The organism is Cryptosporangium japonicum (assembly GCF_039524755.1).
In the GTDB taxonomy this organism is placed as follows: Bacteria; Actinomycetota; Actinomycetes; order Mycobacteriales; family Cryptosporangiaceae; genus Cryptosporangium; species Cryptosporangium japonicum.
This window is the reverse complement of sequence record NZ_BAAAGX010000002.1, coordinates 46621-67396: the sequence shown is the minus strand read 5'-3', so window position 1 is coordinate 67396 and position 20776 is coordinate 46621. Positions and strand designations below refer to the sequence as shown.

Genomic DNA, 20776 nt, shown 5'->3' with positions numbered 1-20776 from the left:
TGAGACGCCTGCCGAGGCCCGATCCACGCCGTAGCCGCAGGTCGTCACCGATCCGGGAGCCCCAGGGCCGCCGCCGCGCCGGAACGACACCCCGCCGCGGCGAATCCGCCCGGCAGTCGAAGGAGGATTCTGTGGCTCGACCTGGCCAGCGTCGCACCGGCGCTCGCCGACCTGCCCCGCGTACGCAGCGGGCTCGTCGTCCCGGCGACGTCATCGCGTTGCTCGCCGGCACCGCCCGCGAAGTCGAGGCGGCCGCCCAGCGTGGGCGCGTGACGCCCGCCGTCCGCACGAAGTTCCACGCCGTCGCGCTGCTGCTGCGTGACGAACGGGCCCGCCTCCGCGCCGAGGCCAACGGCGCCGAGCAGCTCAAACGCCTCGACGGCATCGCCCAGATCCTGGCGACCACCGCGGTGCGCGACACCGAGCTCATGGCGCTGCTCGCCGAGGACGCGGTCGTCTCCGACGCGACCCGGTCGCTCAAACGCGAGATGCTGCGGACGGTCGGCATCGAGCCGGCGCCCGAGGAGGCCCCGCCGCCCCCGCCCGTGGCCGCCACGCCGGAGCGCCGGGTCGTGCCGCAGTCGGTGGTCACCCGGCAGCTGGCCAACCCGTTCCTGGCCCCGGATTTCGACGCGTACGCGCAGCGCCCCGCGGCCACCCGCTCCCGCCGGCTCACCAGCTGGGAGCTGATCGGCCCGCTGCTCAGCTCGTTCGAGCGCGCCGGGAGCGGCGACTCCGCGTGCATGGCGCTGCCCGCGCCGTGGGAGCTGCGCCGCACCAGCGGCAAGGAGCTGATGCCGCACCAGGCCCGCATGGTCGCCGCGGCGGCCGACGGGCACCGCACGTTCCTGCTCGCCGACGAGCCCGGCCTGGGCAAGACCGCGCAGGCGCTGCTCGCCGCCGAGGCCGCGGACGCCTACCCGCTGCTCGTCGTCGTGCCGAACGTCGTCAAGATCAACTGGGCCCGGGAAGCGGGCCTGTGGACACCGCACCGCCCGGCCACCGTCGTGCAGGGCGACGGCGACAACGTCGACGGGTTCGCCGACATCGTCGTCATCAACTACGAGGTGCTCGACCGCCACGTGGGCTGGCTCGGCAACTTCGGGTTCCGCGGGATGGTCGTCGACGAGGCGCATTTCATCAAGAACAAGAGCTCGCAGCGCTCGCAGCACGTGCTCGAGATCGCCGAGCGCATCCGCTCGCGCAACCCGCGGCCGCTGCTGATGGCCCTCACCGGCACGCCGCTGATCAACGACATCGACGACTTCCGCGCGATCTGGCAGTTCCTGGGCTGGATCGACGACTCCAAGCCGCTCGGCGAGCTGATGAACGCGCTGGAGGAGACCGGCCTGACGCCGGCCGACCCGGGCTTCTACGCCGCGGCCCGCCAGTGCGTCATCGACCGGGGCATCGTGCGGCGGCGCAAGGTCGACGTCGCCTCGGAGATCCCGGAGCGCCGGGTCGCCGACCTGCCGGTGGAGCTGGACGGTCCGGCCGGGCGCTCGATCCGCGCGGCCGAGAAGGACCTGGCCCGCCGGATGGTGGAGCAGTACGAGCGGGCGCGCACCTCGGACGGCATCGACCCCGAGCTCGTGCGCCGCATCGCGAAGGCCGAGCTCAAGGACGCCGCGAAGACCACCGGCGAGAACGTGTTCAGCATGATGCGCCGCATCGGCCAGGCGAAGGCCGGGCTCGCCGCCGACTACGCGGTCCAGCTGGCCCGCAGCGCCGGCAAGGTGGTGTTCTTCGCCAAGCACGTCGACGTCATGGACGCGGCCGAGGCGCTCTTCGAGAAGCAGGGCGTGCGGTTCGCGTCGATCCGCGGTGACCAGACGCCGCGGACCCGGCAGAGGAACATCGACGCGTTCGTCGAGGACCCGGAGGTGGCGATCGCGGTGTGCTCGCTGACGGCCGCGGGTGTCGGGCTGAACCTGCAGGTCGCGTCGAACATCGTGCTGGCCGAGCTGTCCTGGACCGACGCCGAGCAGACGCAGGCCATCGACCGCAGCCACCGCATCGGCCAGACCGAGCCGGTCACCGCGTGGCGCATCATCGCCGCGCAGACGATCGACGCACGCATCGCCGAGCTGATCGACAGCAAGGCCGGGCTGGCCGCCCGCGCGCTGGACGGCTCGGACGAGGAGGTCGTGCCCTCGGCCGACGTGCAGCTGGAGGCGCTGGTCGCGTTGCTGACGGACGCGCTCGCGTGAGCGAGTCCCTGGCCGATCAGGTCAAGACGCTGCTGGCCGCCCCGCGGCCGTGGAGCGTGACCCAGGTCGGCGAGGCCGTGCTCCGCCGCCCGGCGGAGCACTACGACGGCCAGCTCCCCGACGACCTGCTCGCCCTGCTGCTCGACGCCATGCGCGAGCACCTGCCCGGGGTGGGCGTCGGCATCGCCGCGCCGCAGCTGGGGATACCGCTGGCGCTGGCCGTGATCGACGACCCGGCGCAGGTGTCCCCGGAGGTCGGGGCGGCCCGCGAGCGGGTCCCGGTGGGGCCGCTGGACCTGATCAACCCGGTGGTGACGCCGGTGGGCGACGAGCGCGTCGCCTTCTACGAGGGCTGCCTGAGCGTGCGCGGGCTCACCGCGGTGGTGTCCCGTCCCCGCCGGGTGGTGCTGACGGCCGCCGACCGGTCCGGGGCCGGCTACTCGCGGGAGCTGTCCGGCTGGCCGGCGCGGATCGCCCAGCACGAGACCGACCACCTCAACGGTGTGCTGTACCTGGATCGCGCGGAGCTGCGCTCGCTCTCGACGACGGGGGCGTACGAGGAACACTGGGCCGCTCCGACGCCGGGTCCGGCCGCCGCCGCCCTGGGTTTCTAGCGCTTCGACCAGCGGGAATAGCGGGCCGGGGTCAGGACGTCCTCGGCCGGGGCGAAACCGGTGGGTGCGCCGGGGCGGCGCCACGTGTCGGCCGGCTGGTCGTCGGCCAGCCACTCGGGGCGCCAGATCCCCAGCGCGATGTCCAGGTCCTCGAGGTCGTCGATCACCGGCGCACGCAGGTGCTCGGCCCACAGGCTCACGCGCAGCTCGGTCACCGCACGGCCCGTGGTGACGACGGCGCAGGTCAGCTCACTGTCGGTGCCCACCATCGAGCGGCTGAAGAAGTTCGCCGAGCCGATGCTCGCGAAGACGTCGTCAATGAGCATCAGTTTGGTGTGAACCGTCAGATCCCGGACGCGGTACATGACGACGTTGGTGCGTGCCGGCGGCGGGAGCCGCCTGATCATGCGCCGCAGGTCGCCGGTGATCACCGGACGCACGGTGCTGTCACCGCCGTCGGCCGGGTCGCGCCGACCGGACCCGACCAGGATCACCTTGACGCCCCGCTCGGCCGCGGCACGCAGCTCGCCGTAGAGCTCGTAGTGCCGGTTGCCGCCCGGCGACTCGTGGAAGTACTGGTCCTCCAGGTAGATGTAGCGCCGCGCCGCCCGGATCGCGGTGATCAGCGTCCCGTAGACCTCGTACGTGCCTTTGCGGACCACGGCCGGTGTCCGCATCCCGCGGCGGTACACCTTCCACGGCGCGTAGGACCGCAGCACGCGTACCGCGACGCCGGGCGCGTCCCGGGCCGGCTGCGCGGGTGGCGGCGGCACGGTGCGTGGCGCGTCGGCCGGGTTCAGCGCGGTGGCACCGCCCCGCGGGTACACGAACCAGCGCCGGGGCAGGAAACGCGGCGGGAGCTTCACCGCGTTCTCCCAGCGTGAGCGGAACACCTCCCAGACCCGCTCGGCGGCCGGCCCGCACAGCCGCGCGGCGCCGTCGTGCCAGCCCCAGCGGTGGACGCCGAGGCGCAGCCGGTCGTGCGGGGTGGCGTCCCACCGGCTGGGCACCAGGTCGAGGCCGCCGACGAACGCGGTCAGCGTGTCGCCGATGCGGAAGACGACGAGCTTCTGGTGGTTGGAGCCCAGCACCGGCCCGGACCAGTCCAGGAGCACCCGGTCGTGCAGCGGCGGCTCGCTGGTCCGCCGGGTGGTGGGCAGCCATCCGCGTAACGCGCGGGCGGCCACCACGTTGGCCCGGAACGGCCCGAACGGCAGCCAGGGGATACCCCCGGAGTACTCGGCCGCGCTGAGCACCACCCGCACGTCGGCGCCGTCCGCGACCTTCTCCGCGAGCAGGTCCTTCAGCGGCCGGCCGAGGTCCAGGTCGGGGTCGGCCTGGTAGCTGGCGATGTACACCGCGTCGCCGGGGCCGACCCGCTCGAGCAGCTCGGTCAGCTGCCGGAAGTAGGCGACGCCGTCGACGATCGGCTCCCAGTGGGAGTCCTCGACCAGCGTCGGGCAGGCCTCGCTCGAGGGCGGGAAGAAGCGCGCGGCCAGGCCTTCCGCCGATAGCGGGGGGTCGTCGACGTCCGAGCTCACGCCGAGAGATTACTCGGCGGCCGTCGCGAGCCGCGGTTCGAACCGTTCGATCCGGCCGCGACCAGTGCGTTTCGCCTCGTAGAGGGCCAGGTCGGCGTGGTGGATGAGCGTTTCGGCGTCGTCCGTGTGGTCGTCGAGCGCGGCCAGGCCGATCGAGACCCCGATGCGCAGCGTGTGCCCGTCGATCTCGTAGGGCTGGGAGATCTCGCCGTGGACCCGGGTGGCGACCGCGGTGGCGTCCCCGCGGCACAGCACCAGGAACTCGTCGCCGCCGAACCGGCTGACCAGGTCGTTGGTCCGGGTCGCCGCCACCAGGCGCCGCCCGACCTCGGCCAGCAGCTTGTCACCCACGGCGTGCCCGTAGGTGTCGTTGACCGGCTTGAACCCGTCCAGGTCCAGGAACAACGCGGTGACCGCGTGTCTCTGGGCGATCGCGGCCTCCGCGCGCTCCAGGAACAACGCCCGGTTGGGCAGCCCGGTCAGCGTGTCGTGCAGCCGCGCGTGCGCCAGCCGGGCCGACCCGAGCAGCGTCATCGCGCCGACCACGAGGATCACCGTGACCGCCGCCGCGAAACCGGCGAAGATCAGCCAGGCCACGCGGGTGGTCTCCCTCACCGGCGCCAGCAGCTCGGAACGGGGTTTGGCGATGATCATCCGCCAGGTCGTCCCGGCGACCGGCAGCGACAGGTAGTACTTCCCGTCCGCGGTGACCCCGTGCCCGGTGGTCCGCGCCGCCGCGGCCAGCGGCGCGTCGAGCGTGCCGCTGGTGGTGACGATCGTCGCGCCGGCGCTGTCGAGCACGTAGGTGGGGCTGCCGGTCACGTCGAGCGCGCTGCGCAGGATCGTCGAGAGCTCGGTGACCGTCGTCGGCACCGCCAGCACCCGGATGCCGTTGCCGACGTTGAACGGCTGGAACGCGTACAGCATGGCGACGCCGTCCTCCGTCGTGACGTCGCCGTACGTCAGTCGCCGGGTGGTCGTGGCCAGCCGGAAGCCCTGGGTGGCCACGAGCGTCGCCGCCAACGTCGAAACACTCGCCGGCGACGCCCCGAGCACGCTCCCGTCCGCCTCGAGCACCGCCAGCCAGCCGATCCCCGCCCGCTGGACCTCCAACACCGCGTCCAGGCCGTCCGGCGGCCCGGCGAAGTTGGTCGTCGCCCACTCCCGGGTCTTCTCCTCACTGGCCGAGACGGTGTCGCCGCTCACCCCCGCCGCCAGCTCAGCCCGTGTGTCGAAGTCGGCCAGGATGCTCCGCCGCGCGTCGCCCTGCACGTCGGCCAGGTAGAGGCCGGCCGCCGCCACCACGGCGACGGCCAGGAGCACCACGAGCCCGCCGGCGAGGCGGCTCCGCCACGCGGTTGTCATGCCTGTCTTCTCGGCAGAGCGGACCGCTAACTGAGACACCCGCCGTCGGACGGGGGCCGACTTGGGAGTTCGTCGGCGTATTGGGTAAGGTTTCCCCAGCGGTCGCCGAGAGGCGAACTCGCGTCCGGGTGGCGGAATGGCAGACGCGCTAGCTTGAGGTGCTAGTGCCCGCAAGGGCGTGGGGGTTCAAGTCCCCCCTCGGACACAGCAACCCCACGGGTTTCATTGTTCCAGGTCAGTCTACGTGTGGGCTGACCTGTTTGCTTTAGGGTTCCCCCGTTCGGCTGATCGTTCGGCGCCGGAGGACGGGCCTGTAGCTGCATGGGGTGGGCGCCCAATGGTTGTCGGCCCTAATGGTGGCGAAAAGCCGGTTGAGTTTAATCGGTCGATGCGGCGAGGCCGGTGGACCAGCGTTCTTCTACCCGGCCGAACTTCCAGACGGCGATGGCGACGGCCCAGGCCACGACGAACAGGGCGACGATGCCGTAGCCGGCGTAGTCGAGCGGGATCGCGCCGATCGCGGCGAGCGGCCCGGTGGTGATGTGGGCCTGGTCGTCGAGGACGCCGATGAGCTCGATCGTGCCGATGATCAGTGCCACGGCCACCGAGATCGAGGTGATCGTGAGGTTGTAGAAGACCTTGCGGACGGGCTTGGCGAACGCCCAGCCGTAGGCGGCGTTCATGAACACGCCGTCGATCGTGTCCATCAGGCACATGGCGGCGGCGAACAGGATGGGCAGGACGAGGATCGAGTAGAACGGCAGGTTGAACGCCGCCGCGCCGCCGGCCAGCACGAGCAGTCCCACCTCGGTCGCGGTGTCGAAGCCGAGGCCGAAGAGGACGCCGATGGGGTAGATGTGCCAGGGCTTGCGCACGGATTTGGTCAGGCCCGCGAGGAACCGGTTCATGAAGCCGCGCTTGTTGAGCTGCTCCTCGAGTTCGGTCTCGTTGAAGTGGCCGCGGCGCATCTGGCGGAACACCCGCAAGATTCCGAGCAGGACCACCAGGTTCAGGATCCCGAGGACCCAGAGGAAGACGCCGGAGACCGAGGCGCCGATGACGCCGGTGATCGAGTGCAGCCCGGAGTCGTCGTTCTCGACCTGCCCGGCGAGGGCTTTAACGCCGACCGAGAGCAGGAACGCCAGCGCGAACACGATCGTCGAGTGGCCCAGCGAGAACCAGAACCCGACCGAGAGCGGCTTGCGGGCGGGAGCGTCCGCCAGGAGTTTGCGGGTGGTGTTGTCGACGGCGGCGATGTGGTCGGCGTCGAACGCGTGGCGTAAGCCGAAGGTGTAAGCGAGCACGCCCACGCCGACGGTGAAGACCGGATGGACGCCCCCGAGGTGGAAGTGCTTCGGGGCGACGAGCCCGAAGAGGATGCCGAAGCCGACGACGTGCAGCAGGACGATGAACCCGGCCATGCCGAGCAGCGATCGGCGGTCCTGGGGTGTCAGTCCGGCGCGGAACCGGCGGAACGCCGAACTGCCGACGTCTGTGCTGCTCATGGCGGCTCCCTTTGCGTCCTCTTCGCCGCCGACGCTATTCCTGCTCGTTGGCTAGTGCAACAAGTTGGCGATAAGCGTCACGGCGTGATCATCGCGGCGGTGAGGATCGCGGAGGGGGCGGCGGGCAACGAGAGGGGCGACGGGGGGACGTCGGCGTGGACCAGGAGGTCGCCGAGGGCGGCGATCATGGCGCCGTTGTCGGTGTAGAGCCGGATCGGCGGCACCCGCAGCCGGATGCCGGCCGAAGCGCACCGTTTCTCGGCCAGCGCCCGCACCCTGCTGTTCGCCGCCACACCCCCGACCAGCAGCAGGGTGTCGGCGCTGTGCTCGCGGCAGGCGGCGATCGCTTTGGCGGTGACGGTGTCGGCGACGGCCTCCTGGAACGAGGCGGCGAGGTCGGCGACCGGCAGCGGCCCTTCGTGCCGGGCGACCCAGCGGGCGACGGCAGTCTTGAGTCCGGAGAAGGAGAAGTCGTAGGGCCGGGTGGTCTTCGCGCGCGGGAACCGGATCGCGTCCGGGTCGCCGGCGCGGGCGGTGCGGTCGATGACCGGCCCGCCGGGGTAGGGCAGGCCGAGGGCCGGGCGACCTTGTCAAATGCCTCGCCGGCTGCGTCGTCGATGGTGTCGCCGAGGCGGACCACGGGGTCACGGGCCAGATCGCCGAGCAGCAGAAGTGAGGTGTGGCCGCCGGACACGATCAGCGCGACGCACCGTTCGGGGAGCGGACCGTGCTCCAGCACGTCGACGGCGGCATGACCGGCCAGGTGGTGCACGCCGTAGAGCGGCACCCCGAGCGCCAGCGAGTAGGCCTTCCCGGCGGCCAGCCTGACGTGCACGGCGGTGGCCAGGCCCGGTTCGGCGGTGGCCGCGACCGCGTCGACCTCGCCCAGCGCGACCCCAGCGCGATCCAGCGCGTGATGCACCATCGGCACCAGTGCCTCCACGTGTGCGCGGGCTGCGATCTCCGGGACGACGCCGCCGAAGCGGTCGTGTTCGTCCATGCTGGAGGCCAGCGCGTCGCCGAGCAGCACGCCGTCGCGGACCAGGCCGACGCCGGTCTCGTCGCACGAGGTCTCGATGCCGAGCACCAGGGGCATTCGGTTCAGCCGTCCAGCCGGGCGGCGGTGAGCGTCTCGCGGCGGTTCTCCGGTGAGAGCCGGTCGACGTAGACGATGCCGTCGAGGTGGTCGGCCTCGTGCTGGAGGCAGCGGGCGAGCAGGCCGGTGCCGCTGACGCTCACCGCCCGTCGGCGTCGACGCCGGTGACCTGGGCCAGCGCGGCGCGCTCCAGTGGCGCGTACGGACCGGGAACGGACAGGCAGCCCTCGGGGTAGGTGAGGGTGCCGGCGATGGCCGTCGCCGTGGCGAGTCGCGGGTTCACCACGTACCCGCTGACCGGGTCGTGGAGATCGGTGGGGCCTGGTCGCGGGAGCTCTGCGGCGGCACCCACGTCGACCACTCGGCCCAGATCGGTCCGCTCGCGGTCACCAGTGATTCGTCGATCGGCTCCGGCCAGCGCCGGATCGAGGCCGCCGTCGGCATCGAGGGCTTCCGGCACCTGGTCCGGGAACGTGACTTGGTCGCTCAGGTCGCCGATTAGCTGAAGGCGCCCCGGTCCGAGTTGCCCGACCGGGTCGCCGCTCTCGTCCAGCGCGCCAAGCAGGCCGAACGGGAGAACGAGCGGCTGCGGGGACTGCTCGCCGATCAGGAAGCTGACCGGCTCGCCGAACAGGCCACCGACCACGGCGGGACCGCGCTGGTCGTCACGGAAACCGCCGGACCGGCCCGCGAACTGGCGACCCGGGTGACCCGGCGGCTCGGCGGCCGGCCCGGGATCGCGGCGGTCTCCGCCGGGGGCACCGTCGTCATTGCGGTGAACACCGCAGCTCGCGGCCGAGGGCCTCTCGGCCAACGACCTGATCAAACGACTGCTCGACGGCCGGGGTGGAGGATCCGACGAGGTGGCTCAGGGACGCGCCACCTCCACCGACGACCTCACCGACCGCCTGGCAGCGTTCCTCCACTGCACACACACCGGAGACGTCCCATGGGAACCCAGCACTCACACGACGAACCGCACGAGCACGACCACGACAACCTCGCGCAAGACGCCCCACTCTTCGGCGTCGCGGCGCCGTGTACCAGTGGCCGGGCGTTCCGGGCCGGGGTCGGCGGGCCGGTCGGCACCGGCAAGACCGCACTGGTCGCCGCGCTCTGCCGCAGCCTCGGAAACCAGTTCCGGCTGGGGGTGGTGACCAACGACATCTACACCACCGAGGACGCCGAGTTCCTCCGCCGCTCCGGCGTGCTCGCCCCGGAACGCATCGCCGCGGTCGAGACCGGCTGCTGCCCGCACACCGCGGTCCGCGACGACATCACCGCCAACCTCGACGCCGTGGAGGAACTCGAGGCGACCTTCGCGCCGCTCGATCTCGTGTTCGTCGAGAGCGGCAGGGACAACCTGACGATGACGTTCAGCCGCGGCCTCGTCGACGTCCAGCTCTTCGTGCTCGACGTCGCCGGTGGGGACAAGGTGCCGCGGAAGGGCGGCCCGGGCGTCACCGGCTCCGATCTGCTGGTGATCAACAAGATCGACCTCGCCCCTCTGGTCGGCGCCGACCTGTCCGTGATGGACACCGACGCCGCGAAGGTCCGGGACGGCAAACCGGTCATCTTCCAGTCGCTCACCCAGGACCCGGCGGCGAGCGATGTGGCGGCCTGGATCCAGCACGCCCGCGAGCACTGGCTAGCCGACACCGCTCTGCACGCCTAGCCGCTGCCGCACCCAGGGCAGGCTGCGCCCCAGCTCCGCGGCGAGCTCGGCCATCGTGGCCCCCTGGGCGCGGCGGGCCGCCAGCCACGTGGCCAGGTCCGTGGTGCCGACCCGCGCCGCCGCGTCGGCCTCGTTGCGTACCGCTCTGGCTCGGCGGCCCGCGGCGCCGGTGTCGCCGGTGGCGTGGAGCGGGATCCCGGCTTCGGTCAGCAGGTTCCGTAGCACGGCCCGACCCACACCCAGGCGGTGACTCAGCGGCTCCAGCCCGAGGTGCTGATCGACGTAGAGCGCTCGGAGGCAGGAGTCGAGGTCGTGGTAGCCCAGTTGCTCGGCGGCCCGGCGCGCCCGCTCCCTGACGCGTCGGGACCGGGTGGTGCGCCCGGCGTCCAGCCGGGTCCGCTGGGCGTTCTGCAGTACCGGCAGTCGCGTGCTCAGCGCTGTCACCGCGCGGTGGTTGAGCTCGCCGGTCCGGGCCATCTGCTGGCCGGTGGCCAGGCGCGCCCGGGTCGCGGGCGAGCGTTGATAGGTGAGGCGCTGGAGGTCCGAGCGCTGCTGGGAGTACTCGGCTGACGTCAGCGGCCGGGTCTTCTCCAGCCCGGTCGCTTCTCGGTACTGCGCCGCGTTCAGGCCGTGGCGCCGCACGTGGGCGCCGAGGGCCGCGAAGTAGTCGCCGCACAGGTGGCAACGCACCCGGCCGGTCAACGGGTCGCGAACCAGGACGTCATGCGGCGCGTACAGCACGTTTACGCCGGCGGAGCGCAGGCGCCGCAGACGCCGTTCAGCGTGACGGCCTGCCGACATCCGGGGCTGAACTCGGCCAGTGCGCACGCGCTGGCCACCAGTGTGTCCAGCTGCGCGGCCGTAATGACTTGCAACGCGCTGCAGCGATCGCATACGGCGTGGTGATGGGGGGGCGTGTCCAGGCCGAAGCGGGTCGTGTGGTTCATCGCCACGGCATGCACCAGCCCGAGGGCCTCCAGCCGGGTCAGAGTTCGATACACCGTCGCCTCGTCCAGGCGGATACCCAGATGAGCGGTCGCGGCCCCGAGTTCGCGCGCCGTCAGGTGCGGGGGTGTCTCGTCGGCTCTGGTCAGTGCTCCGAGGACAGCGACCTTCGCCGGGGTGACCCGCTCCTCGTGGCGCCGCAGCTGCATCGCGATGCGCGCACCGGTCTCCCCGAGGTGGTTGACGGTGCTCTGGGGCAACCGAGCCACGGTCCTCACCTCTCCACGGCGTCGAGGCGCGCACTGCGTGTGACGTCGAACGGTGTCTGCGTCATGTTGCCATCATGATGCTTTTGCAAGCTACTTGCATCAGAGCCGTCAAAAGGGGAAGGCTTCACCTGGAACATCCACCGACTCTGGAGGCCCGCTTCCCGATGGCCACCTATTCGCTGCCGGACATGCCGTACGACTACGCGGCCCTCGAACCGGCGATCACCGGCGAGATCCTGGAGCTGCACCACTCCAAGCACCACGCCGCGTACGTCAAGGGCGCCAACGACACCCTCGAGCAGCTCGAGGAGGTGCGCGAGAAGGACGGCTTCACCCCGACCGGGCTGGTCGGGCTGGAGAAGACGCTCGCGTTCAACCTCTCCGGGCACGTGCTGCACACGCAGTTCTGGTCGAACCTGAGCCCCGACGGCGGCGACCGCCCCGACGGCGTTCTCGGTGACGCGATCACCGAGCACTTCGGGTCGTTCGAGGCGTTCCAGAAGCAGCTCAACACCGCCACGACCAGCGTGCAGGGCTCCGGCTGGGGTGTGCTCGCGCACGAGCCGATCAGCGGCAAGCTGCTGATCCACCAGGTCTACGACCACCACGGCAACGTCGGCATCAACACCACCCCGCTGCTGGTGTTCGACGCCTGGGAGCACGCCTACTACCTGCAATACAAGAACGTGCGCCCGGACTACGTGCAGAAGCTCTGGACGCTGATCAACTGGAACGACGTATCGGCCCGCTACACGGCCGCGGTCGCCGCGGCGAAGCCGGCGCCGTGACTGCCGACCCGGGCGCCGCGATCCGCGCGGCCACCGACGCCGCCCAGCGCGCGGCCGGGGTGATCGCCGCGCGACGGCGCGGGGACGACGCCGGAGCCGAGGCGCTGCTGGAGTCGTTCCCGGACGAGGGGGCGAAAGCCGGCGCGTTCTTCGTCCTGGCTGACCTGGCGATCGCGCTCCTGGCGAGTGCGTCGAACCAGTCCACCGACGAGGTCGTGCAGGACCTGACGATCCTGCTGGCCGCCAACGCCACGGTGCCCGACCAGCGCTGAACATCTTTGCGGCTCGGATCGTCCACGGGGGACGATCCGAGCCTCAGCGTGCGGAGCCGGCCAGGCCCGCGGGGGCGGGTGCAAACTGAAGAAGCGTGTCGCGCAGAAGCGGCACGTCATCCAGGGCGCGCCGGGCGATGGCGTCGGTTCGGGCGAGCCAGGCCAGGTGCCGGCAAGCATGCGCGGCGACCTGCCGGACTTCGACGGACGGCGGGCTCGGCCGCGTCGGGTCGTCGCTGACGGCGAGCTCCGCGGAATCCAGCGTCGCGGCGGGCAGCGACGGCGAGGGATCCGGCAGCGCCACGTAGGTGAGAACGAGACCGCCGTCGGTGTGCCGCCAGGACGTCGAGTGCAGCAGCGTCGGCCGTCCGCCCAGTTCGAGGGCGACGTTGTCCGGGTGGCCGTCGCCGGTCAGCGGTGCCGTCACGCGCCGGTAAGCCAGCCCGGTACCGGTCGCGCGCAGGAGGAGCAGCTCGACCGTCACCGCAGGGGCGTCACGTTGCGTCACGAGAGCCACTATCTAGCTCTTGCGAATCAGTTGCAACAAAGCCTGCATGGGGCCAGTGTCCTGGCTACCGTCAAGTTGAGCGGCCTGCACATCGGAGGTGCCCGATCGACGGGATTCTGGCGTTGATGGGCTCCGGCGAGACGAGCCCGACGATGGTGACCGTGCATCGGGAGCTGGTGTCCCGGCTCGGACTTCGGGCACCGCGGGCGGTCTTGCTGGAGACGCCGTACGGCTTCCAGGAGAACGTCGCCGACATCTCTCGCAAGACACAGCGGTACTTCGCGCAGAGCGTCGGCCTGGACGTCGTCGTGGCGCCCGGACTGCGAGGCGGATCCCCGGTCGACCCGGACGCGAACACCGGCGCGGACGAGGGTCTGGCGCTGGTGCGCTCGGCCGACTGGGTGTTCTCCGGGCCTGGTAGCCCGACCTACGCGCTGAATACCTGGTTATCGGAGCCGGTCGGGGCGGCCTTGCGTGACCGGGTCCGGGACGGGCGGGGCGTCACCCTGTTGGCGTCGGCCGCGGCGGCGACGGCCGGGGTGGTGGCGGTGCCGGTCTACGAGTCCTACAAGGTCGGGACGGCGCCGTTCTGGGCCGAGGGCCTCGATCTGCTCAGTGAGCTCGGTTTGTGTGCCGCGGTGATTCCGCACTACGACAACACCGAGGGCGGCACCCACGACACCCGGTTCTGTTATCTGGGGGAGCGTCGTCTGCGGATGCTGGAACAGCAACTTCCGGCCGACGCCGCGGTGCTGGGCGTCGACGAGCACACCGCCGTGTTCCTCGACCTCGCGACCGCAGCGGTGAAGGTGGTCGGGCGAGGTGGTCTGACCGTGCGCCGATCCGGGAACAGCACGGTGCTGCCGTCCGGGACCACGCTGCCCCTCGGCGAACTGCGTGGGCTCACACAGGGCGAGGCGTCCACGGTGACTCCGCCGGCTACGGACACGCCATCCCGCGGGGAACTCAACCTCGTCGAGATCACCGCGGCGTGTGAACGCCGCTTCGACGAGGCGGTGCGTGCTCGCCGCGCGCCGGACATGGTGCGCGCGATCCTCGACCTGGAACAGGCCATCCAGGACTGGGCCGAAGACACCGAAGAGGACGAAGGAACCGAAAGGTCCCGCGCGGTGCTGCGCACCCTGATCGTGCGGCTCGGTGATGCAGCCGCGACCGGAGTCGCCGATCCCCGGGAACAGCTCGCACCGATGGTCGATCCGCTCGTTGCGCTCCGCGGCCACCTGCGCGCCAAGCGCAATTTCCCGGCCGCCGACTCGATCCGCGCGGCGCTGGGAGCGGGCGGAGTTCGGCTCCGCGATAACGATGCTGGGACACAGTGGTCGGTCGGGTGACCGCGCTGGGCCGCTACACCGCCGCGCACGTCGTGACGTGGTTCGGCGGCGCGATGACCCTCGTCGCGTTGCCGATCCTGGTGTTCCAGCGGACCGGGAGCGCCGCGCTCACCGGGCTGCTGGCCGCGCTGGAGGCGCTGCCGTACTTCCTCTTCGGGCTGTTCGCCGGGGCGTTGGCCGACCGATGGGATCAAGGCCGCACGATGGTGATCACCGCCGCGCTCAGCGGTCTGGTGATGGCCGGCGTCCCGGTCGCGCACTGGTTCGGGATGCTGGCCACCGATCATCTGCTCGCGGCCGCGATCGCGACGCTGTTCGTGTTCTATGACGCCGCGAGTTTCGGCGCGCTGCCCGCGATCGTGGGCCGGGAGCGGATCGGTGCCGCGACCGGGCGGCTGTCGGCGCTGTCCACCACCATCGATCTCGCCGGGCCCAGCGCTGCCGGGCTGCTGATCGCCGGCATCGGGGTGGTGAACCTGATCGCGCTCGATGCCGCCAGTTATCTGCTCGCCGCGGGCGTGCTCGCGACGGTGCGCTGGACACCGGTGGCGCGCGGGCCGGGCCGGGCCACGATCGCCGAGGGCCTCGCCTATCTGTGGCGGCAGCCGGTCATCCGCAACCTGACGCTGCTCGGCGCGGCCCACAGCCTCGCCGGGGGCGCGGTCACCGGCTTGCTCGTCGTCGTCGGTGTCCGCCGGCTCGGGCTGGCCGCCGACGATGCCCGGCTCGGACTGCTGTACGCGGCGGCGGCCTGCGGCGCGCTGCTGGCCAGCCTCGCCATCGCCGGGCTGCAACGCCGGTACCCGATCGGGTCGATCACTCTCACCGCCCTGACCGTCTCCGGCCTCGCGTTGACCGGCTGGGCATGGAACGGGTGGTGGCTCCCCGGGCTGTTCCTGCTCGTGATCTGGCAGGCCGGAGCCACCACGGTGATTCTCAACGCGATCATCGTCCGCCAGACCCTCACTCCCGATCACCTGCAAGCGCGGGTCAACACGACGGCCCGGATGATCGGCTGGGGCGGCACACCCTTCGGTGCGCTCCTCGGTGGACTGCTGGCCGAGGCCGCCGGTACGCACATCGCGCTCTCCGCGGCTGCGGCGCTGCTCGGCGCGGTCGCCGTCGTCGTCGCGTCCACATCAGTGCGTCGTGTCCCGACGTTGAGCGATCTACGCGCGCCGCAGACGGTGGGAACCCTATTGCAATGAGTTTGCAGTTACGAGACAGTTGCATCTGTGTCCAGAGGAGGTTCGGCGTCAGCTCTCGCATTGGGGGCGCTGTGGGTCGACCCGCTGACAGCCGCAGGCTGATGACCTCCCACTCGATCCCGGCCGCCGCCGCGTTCTACGACCGTCTCGGCTGGCACCGCCTGGCCGGCGACGCCGACCTGCTCGTCCACGTCAGTCCCTCGACCTGATTCCGCCGCTTCTCGTCTCCGACGGAGTGCCCCCATGCGTCGATTTCGTCTGCGTTTAGCGGCTGCGGTCGCCATCGCCCTGCTGGCCGTGTCCGCCTGTTCTGATCCCTCGGCGTCCGAGGGCGGCCGAACCGACGGCACGCTGGTCGTCGCCACCTCCGGCGAGCCGGACAACCTCAACCCGATCCTGGGCTATGGCTCCGATGGCGGGACGCTGCTCTTCGACGGCCTGGTCGCCCGGGACGCTTCGAACAAGCTCATCCCCGCCTTGGCGAACGCTCTCCCCACGGTGTCCCCGGACGGGAAGACCGTCACCGCGACGCTCCGCGACGGTGTGACGTTCTCCGACGGGACGCCACTGACCGCCGACGACGTCGTCTTCACCTACCGGTCGGTGCTGGATCCCAAGATCGACTCGACGATCCGTTCCGATCTGGACATGCTCGCGACGGTCGAGGCGCAGGATTTTTCGACCGTGGTGTTCACGCTGAAGTACGCCTACGCGCCCTTCCTCCAACGTCTCGCATTGGGGATCGTCCCGGCGAAGGCGTTCGCGGGTCAGGACGTCAACAAGGCGCCGTTCAACCGCACGCCGATCGGCACCGGCGCCTACACCGTCGACTCCTGGACCGCCGGCGACCGGCTCGTGCTCACCGCGAACCCGAAATACTGGGGTGGCGCGCCGGCCAACGACCGGGTGATCATCGCGTTCGTCGAGGACGACAACGTCCGCGCCCAGCGGGCCCGGGCCGGCGAGTTCGACGCTGCTGAGCTCGCGCCGAAGCTGGCCGCGAGCTTCGCGAACGTCGACGGGTACCGCGTGGAGAAGGTGGCCTCGGCCGACTACCGCGGCGTGATGTTGCCGTTCGGCGACCCCGTGACCGGCGATGTGGCGATCCGGCGTGCGCTCAACCAGGCCGTCGACCGGGCCGCGATGGTGCAGGGTGTGCTGGGCGGTTCGGGTGAGCCGGCATTCAGCCCGGTGCCGCCGTCCTCGGAGTTCGTGGATCCGACCGCTGTCGGCAAGGACACGGCGGACGCCACCGCTGCGACGGCCGCGCTGGAGGGCGCGGGCTGGAAAGCCGGCTCGGACGGCATCCGCGCCAGGGGTGGGCAGAAGGCTGAGTTCACGCTGATGTATCCGGCGGCCGACAGCCTGCGCAAGGAACTGGCGTTGGCCGTCACGGCAGACGCCAAGAAGGTCGGCATCAAGGTCAACCCGGAAGGCCTGACCTGGGACGCAATCGAACCGCGAATGAAATCCGACGCGCTGATCATGGGGTGGGGTACACCGTTCGACCCGGATTTCGTCTCTTACCAGCTGTTCCACTCCCGGTTCGCCGGGCAGGGCTTCTTCAACCCGGGCTTCTACAAGTCCCCGGCCACCGACAAGGCCCTGCAGGACGGCCGCGACCACGCCGACACCGCGGCCCGCAAGGCCGCGTACTCGGCGTTCCAGAAGCAGCTGGCCGCCGATGTGCCGTGGATCTTCCTCACCTACTTGCAGCACACCTACGTCGTCCGCGACAGCATTCAGGGCGTGAGCCCGCGGGTCGAGGCGCACGACCACGGCACGAACGCGATCTGGTGGAACATCCGCACCTGGAAAGCCGCATGACCCAGCCCTCAACGCCGCCTGCAACGCCCACTGCCGGGGGCCGGTCGGTCAGGGCGCCGCGACCGGCGCGGAAGCGTCGCACGGGAGCGCTGACGGTGGTCCGCCGTCGGGTGCTGGTGGCAGTGCCGGTGCTGATCGCCACCAGCATGGGCATGTTTCTGCTCGGCGCGGCCTCCCCGATCGACCCGGCCAAGCAGTACGCCGGAGCCGCCGCGTTCACGATGAGCCAGGAGAACCTCGCGCAGTTGCGCGCGAACTGGGGCGTCGACGACCCGCTGCCGGTGCAGTACACGCGCTGGATCGGCAACCTGCTCCGCGGTGACTTGGGCTGGTCGACCAGCCGCCACGAGTCGGTGACCGCGGTGATCGGCGCCCGCGCCGGGTGGACGCTGCTGGTGATCGGCCTCGCGCTCGGCGTGGTGCTGGTGGGCAGCCTGCTGCTCGGCACGATTGCCGCCTACCGGCGCGGCGGATGGTTCGACCGTGCGTTGCGGGCCGCCGCCTACGCGGTCGAGTCGATGCCGGTGTTCTGGCTCGGGCTGGCCGCGATCGCGATCTTCGCGCTCGGCCTGGGCTGGCTCCCGGCGGGTGGCCTGACCGACGTGCGGGCCGACGGAACGTCACCGGCAGACGTCGCCCGTCACCTGGTGCTGCCGGTGACTGTGCTGGCTATCTCGCAGGCCCCGTGGTTCCTGTTGTTCGTCCGCGACTCGGTGGCCGATTCCCTGCTGGACGATCACGTGCTCGCCGCCCGGGCCCGCGGCTTGCCCGGCAGAGTGGTGCTGTTCGGCCACGCGCTGCGCACCGGGCTGCTGCCGTTCCTCACCCTCATCGGCACGCATCTGCCGGAGCTGGTCGGCGGGTCGGTGCTGGTCGAGACCGTGTTCTCCCTGCCGGGTCTGGGCGGCGTCACCGTACAGGCGGCACTGGGCGGCGACTTCCCGCTGCTCGCGGCGATCACGCTGATCACCACCGTCGTCGTCCTCACGGCCAATCTGCTCGCCGACCTCGCCTACGCCGCCGCCGACCCGAGGGTCGCCCTCGATGGCTGACCTCGCGCTTCCGCTCAGCGGGCGCCGCCTGCTGCGGCCCGGCCAGGCGACGACGATCCTCGCCGGCACGATCCTGGCCGCCGCGGTCCTGGGCGGGCTGCTCGCCCCATGGATCTGGCCGCTGGACCAGAGCGCCGTCGACCTGGGCCGCACCCGGCTCGCGCCGTCGCTCGAACACTGGGGCGGCACCGACGACCTCGGCCGGGACGTCCTGCACCGCAGCGTCTACGGGCTGCGCGTGTCGCTGCTCGTCGGCGCGGTCGCCGCGCTGGTCGCCACGGTCATCGGCGGGGCGGTCGGAGGGATAGCGGGCGTCGCCGGTGGATGGGTCGACCGGGTGCTGATGCGGATCATCGACACGGTCTCGGCGCTCCCGCACCTGCTGCTGGGCATCTTCATCGTCGCGATGCTCCGGCCGTCGCTGTATGCGGTGGTGCTCTCCGTGGGCCTGACGCACTGGCTGTCCACGGCCAGAATCGTCAGATCCGAGCTGCTCAGTCTGCGGTCCCGGCCATTCGTCGACGCCGCGATCGCCGGCGGAGCGAGCCGTTGGCGGGTACTGCGCCGGCACCTGCTGCCCCACGTCGCGCCGAAGATCGCGCTGGCCACCACGCTGATGGTGCCGCACGCGGTCTGGCACGAGACCGCGTTGTCGTTCCTCGGGCTCGGGTTGCCGCCGCACCTGGCGTCGCTGGGCAACATGATCAACGACGGCCAGCGCTCGCTGCTCACCGGCGCCTGGTGGGCCAGCATCGTGCCGGGGCTGCTGATCATCGTCGTGACGCTGGCGTTGGCGGCCGTGGTCGCGCGGTGGCGGGACCGGCTGGATCCGCGGGTGCGCGCGGAGCTCGAGCTATGAGCACCGTGCTGAGGATTCGGGATCTGACTGTCCGGTTCCGGCTGCGGGACACGATCGTGCAGGCGGTGAGCGGCCTCGATCTGGATGTCCGCCGGGGTGAGCTCCTGGCGATCGTCGGGGAATCCGGCTGCGGCAAGTCCGTGCTCGCCCACTCCCTGATGGGCCTGCTCCCCAAAAACGCGCAGGTCACCGGCTCGGCCCTGCTCCGCGACACCGATCCGGCGGACACCGGTCCGGTGGAACTGATCAGTGCCGCACCCCGTCGGTTCGCCCGGGGAATTCGCGGTCGGCGCATCGGGCTGGTGCCGCAGAGCCCCGCGACCGCACTCACCCCGGTGCGCACCGGCCGGAAACTCCTCGAAGAAACGTTGCGAGTCCACCGCCGGACCACCGACGCCGACACCCTCGCCGCCGACGTCGGCCTGGCCCCGGCCGATCTCGACCGCTACCCGTTCGAACTCTCCGGCGGCATGGCCCAACGGCTGACCACCGCCCTCGCGCTCGCCCCCGACCCGCCTCTGCTCATCGCCGACGAGCCCACGACCGGCCTCGACCGCCCACTGGTCGACCACACCCTCGACCTGCTCCGCCGCCGCTGTGACACCGGCGGCACGGTCGTCGTCATCACCCACGACCTCACCGCCGCCGAACGGGTCGCCGACCGCGTCGCGGTCATGTACGCCAGCCGCCTCGTCGAACACCGCCCCGCCGACGCGTTCTTCGCCAGCCCGTCACATCCCTACGCCGCCGCGCTGCTCGACGCGTTGCCGACCCGGTCCTTCAACCCGGTACCGGGGCACCCGCCGATGCTCACCGCGCTCCCCGACGGCTGCGCGTTCGCGCCCCGCTGCCCCGCGGCGAACTCCGACTGCGCGCGCCGCCCGGACCTCGATCCGGACACCACCGAAGGGGTGGCCTGCCACCACCCGCTCGTCACCGAGGAGGTCGGATGAGCACCCTGGCCGCCCGCGGAGTCGGCGTGACCTTCGGCCATGCAGTTGTCTTCGATGACGTGGACGTCGAACTCGCGCGCGGCGAAACCGTCGGGCTGCGCGGTCCCTCCGGATGCGGCAAGTCGACGCTCGCCCGCGTGCTGGCGCTGCTGCACGGACCCGATCGGGGGCACGTCAGCATCGACGGCTCGCCGATCGAGGGCGCCCGCTACGCGGTGCCAGTGGCCACCCGGACGCGGATCGCTCTGCTGTTCCAGAGCCCGCGGGCGGCCGCCGACCCACGGCTGAGCCTGCTCGACCTGATCGCCGAACCGCTGCTCGCGACCGGGACCGATCGCACTACCGGGCGCGCGCGGGCCCGTGCGTTGGCCGACGACGTCGGGCTCACCGAGGATCTCCTGGAACGCCGCCCGCACGCGGTCAGCGACGGCCAACTCCAGCGCGCCTGCCTGGCCCGCGCACTCGTCCACAACCCCGACTACCTACTGCTCGACGAGGCCACCGCGATGCTCGACGCGTCCACCCAGGCCCTCGTCGCCCAGGTACTCATCGCTTACCAGCGACAGCACCAGGCGGGCGTCTTGCTGGTCAGCCATGACCTCGCGCTCCTCGACCGCTGGGCCGACCGAACGATCGACTGGAACGAGCTGATCTCCTGAACCGGGGCGTGCCCAGGCCGCGGGAGCCGAGCGGCTCACCGCGCCGATGTGTGCCACCTCCGCCTACCGCGCCACGCC

The 20776-nt window shown here is 71.4% G+C and carries 21 protein-coding genes, 1 tRNA gene and 1 pseudogene; 14 read left to right on the top strand and 9 right to left on the bottom strand.

Features of this window, described 5'->3' with window-relative positions:
* Positions 1-131 precede the first annotated feature (131 nt).
* Both ABD437_RS01490 and ABD437_RS01485 read left to right on the top strand, forming a co-directional pair.
* A complete protein-coding gene (locus tag ABD437_RS01490; RefSeq protein ID WP_344646877.1) occupies positions 132-2210 on the top strand; it encodes a DEAD/DEAH box helicase in 2079 nt (692 codons plus the stop codon).
* A complete protein-coding gene (locus tag ABD437_RS01485; protein ID WP_344646876.1) occupies positions 2207-2824 on the top strand; it encodes a peptide deformylase in 618 nt (205 codons plus the stop codon). Before ABD437_RS01490 ends, ABD437_RS01485 begins: the two co-directional genes overlap by 4 nt.
* Here ABD437_RS01485 and ABD437_RS01480 read toward each other — a convergent pair.
* Entirely contained in the window at positions 2821-4365 is a 1545-nt protein-coding gene (locus ABD437_RS01480) for a phospholipase D-like domain-containing protein (RefSeq protein WP_344646875.1), read from the bottom strand. The genes ABD437_RS01485 and ABD437_RS01480 overlap by 4 nt on opposite strands.
* Positions 4366-4374: 9 nt before the next feature.
* The gene (locus ABD437_RS01475; protein WP_344646874.1) at positions 4375-5730 is read right to left on the bottom strand and encodes a diguanylate cyclase; all 1356 of its coding nucleotides are present in this window, start codon (positions 5728-5730) and stop codon (positions 4375-4377) included.
* A gap of 122 nt (positions 5731-5852) precedes the next feature.
* Between ABD437_RS01475 and ABD437_RS01470 the strand changes: the two genes are divergently transcribed.
* Positions 5853-5935: transfer RNA gene (locus tag ABD437_RS01470), tRNA-Leu, on the top strand.
* A gap of 172 nt (positions 5936-6107) precedes the next feature.
* Here the strand turns inward: ABD437_RS01470 and nicT are convergent.
* From nicT to ABD437_RS42920, 4 genes and pseudogenes are all read right to left on the bottom strand, one after another.
* Entirely contained in the window at positions 6108-7235 is a 1128-nt protein-coding gene (gene nicT / locus ABD437_RS01465; RefSeq protein ID WP_344646873.1) for a Nickel transporter NicT, read from the bottom strand.
* Between the two features lie 77 nt (positions 7236-7312).
* Positions 7313-8331, bottom strand: a pseudogene (gene tsaD / locus ABD437_RS01460) (tRNA (adenosine(37)-N6)-threonylcarbamoyltransferase complex transferase subunit TsaD).
* 5 nt (positions 8332-8336) lie between these two features.
* The gene (locus ABD437_RS42925; protein ID WP_425558064.1) at positions 8337-8474 is read right to left on the bottom strand and encodes a peptide deformylase; all 138 of its coding nucleotides are present in this window, start codon (positions 8472-8474) and stop codon (positions 8337-8339) included.
* Positions 8471-8614 (bottom strand): hypothetical protein, encoded by a 144-nt coding sequence (locus tag ABD437_RS42920; protein WP_425558063.1) that lies wholly within the window; start codon positions 8612-8614, stop codon positions 8471-8473. Before ABD437_RS42920 ends, ABD437_RS42925 begins: the two co-directional genes overlap by 4 nt.
* Before the next feature lie 21 nt (positions 8615-8635).
* Here ABD437_RS42920 and ABD437_RS01450 point away from each other — a divergent pair, with 21 nt between their 5' ends.
* Entirely contained in the window at positions 8636-8833 is a 198-nt protein-coding gene (locus ABD437_RS01450; protein WP_344646872.1) for a hypothetical protein, read from the top strand.
* Positions 8834-9280: 447 nt separating this feature from the next.
* Positions 9281-10006 carry an urease accessory protein UreG gene (ureG, locus tag ABD437_RS01445; protein ID WP_344646871.1) on the top strand — a complete coding sequence of 242 codons (726 nt, stop codon included), beginning with the start codon at positions 9281-9283 and terminating at the stop codon, positions 10004-10006.
* Here the strand turns inward: ureG and ABD437_RS01440 are convergent.
* Together ABD437_RS01440 and ABD437_RS01435 are read right to left on the bottom strand one after the other, a co-directional pair.
* Positions 9980-10747, bottom strand: a complete 768-nt coding sequence (locus ABD437_RS01440; protein ID WP_344646870.1) for a MucR family transcriptional regulator — start codon at positions 10745-10747, stop codon at positions 9980-9982. The genes ureG and ABD437_RS01440 overlap by 27 nt on opposite strands.
* A 2-nt stretch (positions 10748-10749) precedes the next feature.
* Entirely contained in the window at positions 10750-11220 is a 471-nt protein-coding gene (locus ABD437_RS01435; RefSeq protein ID WP_344646869.1) for a Fur family transcriptional regulator, read from the bottom strand.
* A gap of 164 nt (positions 11221-11384) precedes the next feature.
* Here ABD437_RS01435 and ABD437_RS01430 point away from each other — a divergent pair, with 164 nt between their 5' ends.
* Together ABD437_RS01430 and ABD437_RS01425 are read left to right on the top strand one after the other, a co-directional pair.
* Positions 11385-12008 (top strand): superoxide dismutase, encoded by a 624-nt coding sequence (locus ABD437_RS01430; protein WP_344646868.1) that lies wholly within the window; start codon positions 11385-11387, stop codon positions 12006-12008.
* Positions 12005-12280, top strand: coding sequence for a superoxide dismutase (locus ABD437_RS01425; protein ID WP_344646867.1), 276 nt, complete (start codon positions 12005-12007; stop codon positions 12278-12280). The genes ABD437_RS01430 and ABD437_RS01425 overlap by 4 nt, the downstream gene beginning before the upstream one ends.
* Positions 12281-12323: 43 nt before the next feature.
* On the opposite strand, the gene ABD437_RS01420 is transcribed toward ABD437_RS01425, so the two are convergent.
* Positions 12324-12764: a hypothetical protein gene (locus ABD437_RS01420; RefSeq protein WP_344646866.1), complete on the bottom strand. Its 441-nt coding sequence runs from the start codon at positions 12762-12764 to the stop codon at positions 12324-12326.
* A gap of 176 nt (positions 12765-12940) precedes the next feature.
* On the opposite strand from ABD437_RS01420, the gene ABD437_RS01415 reads away from it, so the two are divergent.
* The 7 genes from ABD437_RS01415 (at position 12941) to ABD437_RS01385 (ending at position 20698) form a co-directional block, all read left to right on the top strand.
* Entirely contained in the window at positions 12941-14140 is a 1200-nt protein-coding gene (locus tag ABD437_RS01415; RefSeq protein ID WP_344646865.1) for a hypothetical protein, read from the top strand.
* Positions 14125-15348: an MFS transporter gene (locus ABD437_RS01410; protein WP_344646864.1), complete on the top strand. Its 1224-nt coding sequence runs from the start codon at positions 14125-14127 to the stop codon at positions 15346-15348. Before ABD437_RS01415 ends, ABD437_RS01410 begins: the two co-directional genes overlap by 16 nt.
* 243 nt (positions 15349-15591) lie before the next feature.
* Positions 15592-17175 (top strand): ABC transporter substrate-binding protein, encoded by a 1584-nt coding sequence (locus ABD437_RS01405; RefSeq protein WP_344646863.1) that lies wholly within the window; start codon positions 15592-15594, stop codon positions 17173-17175.
* 95 nt (positions 17176-17270) lie between these two features.
* Positions 17271-18227, top strand: coding sequence for an ABC transporter permease (locus ABD437_RS01400; RefSeq protein ID WP_344646862.1), 957 nt, complete (start codon positions 17271-17273; stop codon positions 18225-18227).
* Entirely contained in the window at positions 18220-19086 is an 867-nt protein-coding gene (locus ABD437_RS01395; protein ID WP_344646861.1) for an ABC transporter permease, read from the top strand. The genes ABD437_RS01400 and ABD437_RS01395 overlap by 8 nt, the downstream gene beginning before the upstream one ends.
* Positions 19083-20039, top strand: coding sequence for an ABC transporter ATP-binding protein (locus ABD437_RS01390; protein WP_344646860.1), 957 nt, complete (start codon positions 19083-19085; stop codon positions 20037-20039). The genes ABD437_RS01395 and ABD437_RS01390 overlap by 4 nt, the downstream gene beginning before the upstream one ends.
* Complete coding sequence (locus tag ABD437_RS01385; protein ID WP_344646859.1) at positions 20036-20698, top strand: ABC transporter ATP-binding protein; 663 nt, start codon at positions 20036-20038, stop codon at positions 20696-20698. Before ABD437_RS01390 ends, ABD437_RS01385 begins: the two co-directional genes overlap by 4 nt.
* Positions 20699-20776 lie beyond the last annotated feature (78 nt).